This window comes from Myroides sp. LJL119 (genome assembly GCF_054871605.1).
The window spans coordinates 645460-651776 of the sequence record NZ_JBTXLO010000001.1; the positions used below are offsets into that span (position 1 = coordinate 645460).

5 protein-coding genes and 2 tRNA genes are annotated in these 6317 nt (G+C 32.9%); 3 read left to right on the forward strand and 4 right to left on the reverse strand.

Translation table 11 applies throughout. From position 1 onward, the window contains the following. Window positions 1-19: 19 nt before the first annotated feature. The 4 genes from mgtE to serS form a co-directional block, all read right to left on the reverse strand. Entirely contained in the window at window positions 20-1372 is a 1353-nt protein-coding gene (gene mgtE, locus ACYSNV_RS02905) for a magnesium transporter (protein ID WP_461761059.1), read from the reverse strand. Then, window positions 1362-2141, reverse strand: a complete 780-nt coding sequence (gene rsmA, locus ACYSNV_RS02910; RefSeq protein ID WP_461761060.1) for a 16S rRNA (adenine(1518)-N(6)/adenine(1519)-N(6))-dimethyltransferase RsmA — start codon at window positions 2139-2141, stop codon at window positions 1362-1364. Before rsmA ends, mgtE begins: the two co-directional genes overlap by 11 nt. Window positions 2142-2154: 13 nt before the next feature. Next, complete coding sequence (locus ACYSNV_RS02915) at window positions 2155-2466, reverse strand: DUF4286 family protein (protein WP_461761061.1); 312 nt, start codon at window positions 2464-2466, stop codon at window positions 2155-2157. 90 nt (window positions 2467-2556) lie between these two features. Then, window positions 2557-3828: a serine--tRNA ligase gene (gene serS / locus ACYSNV_RS02920; RefSeq protein WP_461761062.1), complete on the reverse strand. Its 1272-nt coding sequence runs from the start codon at window positions 3826-3828 to the stop codon at window positions 2557-2559. A 260-nt stretch (window positions 3829-4088) separates the two neighbouring features. On the opposite strand from serS, the gene rseP reads away from it, so the two are divergent. The 3 genes from rseP (at window position 4089) to ACYSNV_RS02935 (ending at window position 5746) form a co-directional block, all read left to right on the forward strand. Next, window positions 4089-5435 carry an RIP metalloprotease RseP gene (gene rseP / locus ACYSNV_RS02925; protein WP_461761063.1) on the forward strand — a complete coding sequence of 449 codons (1347 nt, stop codon included), beginning with the start codon at window positions 4089-4091 and terminating at the stop codon, window positions 5433-5435. An 86-nt stretch (window positions 5436-5521) separates the two neighbouring features. After that, window positions 5522-5595: transfer RNA gene (locus ACYSNV_RS02930), tRNA-Asn, on the forward strand. Window positions 5596-5672: 77 nt separating this feature from the next. After that, window positions 5673-5746: transfer RNA gene (locus tag ACYSNV_RS02935), tRNA-Asn, on the forward strand. Window positions 5747-6317 lie beyond the last annotated feature (571 nt).

Below are 6317 nucleotides of genomic sequence, written 5' to 3' on the forward strand. Positions count from 1 at the left end.
ATTTATAGACTTATTATCTTTAAAAACCAAGTATAATTTTGGCTATTGAAAAGTATATTAAAATACCAAATATATCATTACTAGTAGTGATAAAAGGACCTGTTGCTAATGCGGGATCTACACCATATTTATTTAGTAAAATAGGAACAAAAGTACCAATTAAACTAGCTATTATAATTACACTTATTAAAGATATAGACACTGTGATGGCAATTAAGTAATCAACTCCTAAGACTAAGTGACTACCTACCATCATTAAGATAGCAAGTAAAAGACCATTTAGTAAACTAAGAGAAACTTCTTTGGCTAATCTAGACCATATGGATCCGGTAATAGTATTATTGGCTAAACCTTGGACGATAATGGCCGAAGATTGCACACCAACATTTCCAGCCATAGCAGCAATAAGTGGAGTGAAGAAGAATAAAACACCAAATTTTTCCATAGCGTCTTCAAAGCTTCTGGCTACATTTACAGCTACAAACCCTCCAATCATAGCTAATATTAGCCATGGAAGTCTCGCCTTTGTAAGGGTTATAATACTATCATTGGCTTCTACATCTTGTGAAATACCAGCTGCTAATTGATAATCTTTGTCTGCTTCTTCTTTTATAACATCAACGATATCATCGATAGTAATTCTACCAACTAACCTTCCCATTTCGTCAACAACCGGTATAGCTTCTAAGTCATATTTTTGCATAATACGTGCTACCTCTACGTCTTTAGTATCTACTTTCACATAATCTACATTAGGAATGTAGACCTCATTTATATGGGTTGTTGTTGAGGTAGTTAATAAGTCTTTTAAAGATAACCGCCCTTTGAGCTTACCTAGATCATCTAATACATATATCGAATGGACGCGTGAAACATTCTCCGCTTGCTTTCTCATTTCTTTTACACAAGTAAGTACGGTCCAGTTTTCATTGACTGATACAAATTCTTTTGCCATCAGACCTCCGGCAGAATCCTCATCATAACGAAGTAGATCTACAATATCTTTAGCATGTTCTAAATCTTCTAGTTCGGATAAAACCTCTTCTTTACGCTGATCGGGTAGTTCTGAGATAATGTCAGCGGCGTCATCCGTATCTAACTCATCAAGTTCTTCAGCAATTTCTTTTGAAGACAAAGTTTTAAGAATTTTTTCTCTTACGTCTTCATCTAATTCTAATAGTATTTCGGCGGTAATTTCACTATCAAGAATATTGAAAATATAAATTGCCTCTTCATTAGATAGCTCATTCATTATTTCAGCAATATCCGCGTAGTGTATATCTTTAAGGATATGAAGGAGCTCCTTCTGATTTTTTTCAGCAATTAAATCTTCAAATAGTTGAATAGATTCTCTACTGATTTTAAACTCCATCGGCTTGAATTTTTAGAGTTATTTGTATAAATTCTTCATAGCTTAACTGCTCAGGTCTAAGATTAAATATATCTTCAGATTTTAAATTAGCACTTAGATTAAACGATTTTAAACTATTTCGAAGCGTTTTTCTTCTTTGATTAAATGCGACTTTAACTACATTAAAAAACAGTTTCTCATCACATGGCAGTGTAAAGTTTTCTTTTCGTATCATTCTCATTACTCCCGACTTAACTTTAGGAGGTGGATTGAAAACGTGTTCTGAAACAGTAAATAGGTACTCTACATTGTAAAAAGCTTGACATAAAACCGATAATATTCCATATGCTTTTGAGCCTTTTTTCTCACAAATTCGTTCAGCTACTTCTTTTTGAAACATACCGGAAAACTCAGGAATAAAGTTTCTTAACTCTAAAGCACGAAATACAATTTGGGTAGATATGTTGTAGGGAAAGTTACCTATTACAGCAAATTGTTGTTTTTCAAAAGCACTAACTATGTCAAATTTTAAGAAATCATGGGCAAAAATATGATCATGTAATTTTATATAGTGCTTGTTTAAATATTCAACAGATTCATTATCTATTTCAACAACAAAGGTTTCGACAGGCTTATCAAGTAGATATTTTGTCAGAACACCCATTCCTGGTCCAATTTCTAATACTTTATCATAACCACTTAGCGTGAGTGTATCGGCGATGCGCCTTGCTACATTTTCATCTGTTAGAAAGTGTTGTCCTAAATGTTTTTTAGCCTTTACTTTATCCATGAGTTCTTTGTTTTTAAAATTCTTTAATAACTTCTAATTCTGTTTTGAAAGTAAGCATTAATTCACCAAAGAGACTTCTTGCTTGATCTTCGAAGTGATTGGCATCTTGCTCATAAAACTTTTCTAACGTTTCTCTGGAATCAGTTTCAAATTGCAAAGAATAAGTTATACCTCCCATTTGTTCGTCAACCAAAACTTTTACCATTCTAGCTTTTGAAAATTTACCTGTCTGTATTAGTCCAGGGATGTATGTGTTTTGAGCCCATTGTAGCCATTTGTCATGTACGTCTTCATGAATATTTACGGTTATATTATATACTATCATTGGCTTATTTTTTTAAATTATCTTGTAGAAAAAAAAAGCACCAAATGAATTATTATCGGATTTGGTGCTTGAAATATTAAGGTTAAAATTTTAGTCTATGATATCAAATCCAGTGTACGGACGTAAGACTTCTGGAATTACAATACCATTTGGAGTTTGATAGTTTTCTAATATACCGGCCAACACTCTTGGTAAGGCAAGCGAGCTACCATTTAAAGTATGAGCTAATTGGTTTTTACCATCTTTATCTTTAAAGCGTAATTTTAATCGGTTCGCTTGGAAAGTTTCAAAGTTAGAAACTGAACTAATTTCCAACCATCTATCTTGTGCTGTAGAAAAAACTTCAAAATCATAAGTTAATGCTGAAGTAAATCCCATATCGCCACCACATAGACGTAAAATACGGTAAGGTAATTTAAGCTCTTGTAAAATACCCTGTATATGTTCTACCATATTATCCAGTGCTTTATAAGAATTATCCGGGTGCTCCACGCGTACGATTTCCACTTTGTCAAATTGATGAAGTCTATTTAAGCCTCTTACATGAGCGCCATATGAACCAGCCTCTCTTCTAAAACATGGAGTGTATGCTGTACACATAATAGGTAATTCACTTTCTTGTAAGATGACATCTCTAAATAAGTTGGTAACAGGTACCTCTGCCGTTGGAATTAAATATAAGTCATCTACAGTACAATGATACATCTGACCTTCTTTATCTGGAAGTTGACCAGTGCCAATACCTGAGGCTTCATTAATTAAATGAGGTACTTGATACTCCTTGTAACCAGCATCGGTATTCTTATCTAAGAAATAGCTAATTAAGGCTCTTTGTAATCTAGCTCCTTTACCTTTATAGACAGGAAAGCCAGCACCTGTAATTTTATTTCCTAACTCAAAATCTATGATATCGTATTTTTTTGCCAATTCCCAATGTGGCATTGCTCCTTGGTGTAATTCAGGAATATCGCCCCACTGATGGATATTTAAGTTATCATCAGCATCTTTTCCCGCAGGTACTATTTCTGTAGGGGTATTAGGAATAGTGTATAGTTTCTCTGTAAGAGAATTTGTTATGTTATTTAATTCTTCGGTAAGTTGTTTACTTTTTTCACGAAGCTCTGATGTGGTAGATTTTATAAGATCAGCTTTTTCTTTCTCACCTTTTTTCATCAATTCTCCAATACTTTTGGATAGCTTGTTGGATTCTGCTAAAATATTATCTAACTCCACCTGGGTGCTTCTTCTTTTTTCATCTAAATCCAGCACCTCATTTAGCAAATCGGCAACATCAAGATTTCTTTTAGCCAAAGCTTTGACTACTTGCTCTTGATTTTCTCTAATAAAAGCTATCTGTAACATATTTCTAAAAAATTAATAATAATAGCAAAGTTAGAAAATTGTTTTCTAATATATCTGCTTTTATCTTTTTTACGAATATTTTTTTCTGAATTCACACATTATCTACACGTGGAGATATGAAATAAGGGGTAGACAATTATTTGAATAGTGCTAATTTGTGAAATTATTGATAAAAAAAGATGTTCCTTAAAAAAAATAGGAAATACTAAAAGTATTGCGTTATTTTTGTCTGCGTTAGATTAAGAATGTAATTAAATAAAATGGATATACTTATTAAATTATCTCAATTTATATTGAGTTTGTCGTTTCTAATTGTTTTACACGAATTAGGACACTTTATACCAGCTAAGATTTTTAAAACTCGTGTAGAGAAATTTTATCTTTTTTTTGACGTAAAATTTTCTTTATTCAAAAAGAAAATTGGAGATACCGTTTATGGTATTGGCTGGTTACCATTAGGAGGATATGTAAAAATAGCTGGGATGGTTGATGAGAGTATGGATACTGAGCAACTGGAAAAAGATCCGCAACCTTGGGAATTTAGATCTAAGCCAGCGTGGCAGCGCTTAATTATTATGTTAGGTGGGGTGACGGTGAATTTTATTTTGGCTTTTGTTATATATATAGGTATGGTGTATGCTTATGGCGATTTATATATTGATAATAACAATATAAAAGATGGTGTTATGATTCAATCGCCTGTTTTATTAGAGGCTGGTTTAAAAACAGGAGATAAAATTATATCAGTTGATGGTAAAAAGGTGGATCGTTTTCACAATATTAATGAGGCTATATTATTAGGTCATTCTGTATTAATTGAAAGAGATGGTAATCAACAAGAAGTAATTTTGCCTGTAGATTTAATTGATCAGGTGATGAAAAACAGAACAGCGGGACTTGTAGGGTTGAGATTACCTTTTATTGTTGCGGGTGTAGAGCCTGGCTCAGATAATGAGAACGTATTTAATGAGAAAGATATTATTACTAGTGTAAACGGTAGTAAGATTGCTTATTATGATCAAATTGGACCGATATTAGAATCTAATAAAGGTCAGCAAGTGCCAGTGGTTGTTAAACGTGATTCGCAAGAGCTTGCTTTAACTGCTACAGTTGATTCGCTAGGTAAGTTAAATCTGTATTATATGCCTGGACTAGCTTTGGATAATTTAGAAAAGCTTGGTCTGTATACTATTAGTAATCAAAAATACACTTTACTGGAATCTATTCCAGTGGGAATTCAGAAAGGAAAAGAAAGAATTGTAAGTTATTTTGGGCAGTTAAAAAAAATTGTTCAACCTGAAACGGGAGCATATAAAGGTTTAGGTGGATTTAAAACTATGTACGATATATTTCCGCAGTACTGGTCTTGGGAAGTATTTTGGAATATCACTGCGATGTTTTCAATAATGTTAGGTGTAATGAATTTACTACCTATTCCTGCCTTAGACGGTGGACATGTTATGTTTTTACTATATGAAATGATTACCGGAAGAAAACCAAGTGATAAATTCTTAGAAAAAGCGCAAATGATTGGTTTCTTTATACTTATAGGCTTGCTTTTGTATGCAAACGGTAATGATATATATAGAGCTATTTTTGCGAAATAAAAAAATCAAAAAAAAATTGGCATTTGTGTTTGCAGGAATAAAAAATGATATTATATTTGCATCGCAATAAAGGTAACACATCACCTTCCTCCTTAGCTCAGTTGGTTAGAGCATCTGACTGTTAATCAGAGGGTCCTTGGTTCGAGCCCAAGAGGGGGAGCAAAAAGTCATTTATTTTGATTTTTTATATGATGCTTGTTTTTGCAAATGTATTGTAAAAAAGGTGAACACTTACCTTCCTCCTTAGCTCAGTTGGTTAGAGCATCTGACTGTTAATCAGAGGGTCCTTGGTTCGAGCCCAAGAGGGGGAGCGAAAAAGCTAGACGAAAGTCTGGCTTTTTTTATTATTAGGGTGTTTTGTTTTGATCCTTATTAAAATTAAGTTGCACAATGATAGTGAGTTAGGCTTTAAAGGAATTTATTTTTAAAATAAAGTAAAATAAAGTTTGGAAGTTGCTCGGAAGTTTCTACTTTTGCATCCGCATTCAAGGCAGACGTTCTAATACAAAATAAGAGTAAAGTATCCTTAAAAAACATTAAGAAAGATTTTGAAAAATAAATTTGGATAATGAAAAAATAAGGTAGTATCTTTGCAGTCCGCTTTAAGAAATACGGGGCTTACAAGAAAAATAAAAAACATTTTTTTTAAAATAAATCTAGTTAGTTTTAAATAAAGTATTACTTTTGCAACCGCTTTGAAATACAGAGCGCAGAATAAACGAAAGACACGTTCATAGACATATTGGATTGACAGCAAAAAATAAAGAGAGTAAGGCGAATCGCAAGATTTGATTTATATATCTAATTTAAGATATAAAAAATATACGATGAAGAGTTTGATCCTGGCTCAGGATGAACGCTAGCGGCAGGCCTAACACATGC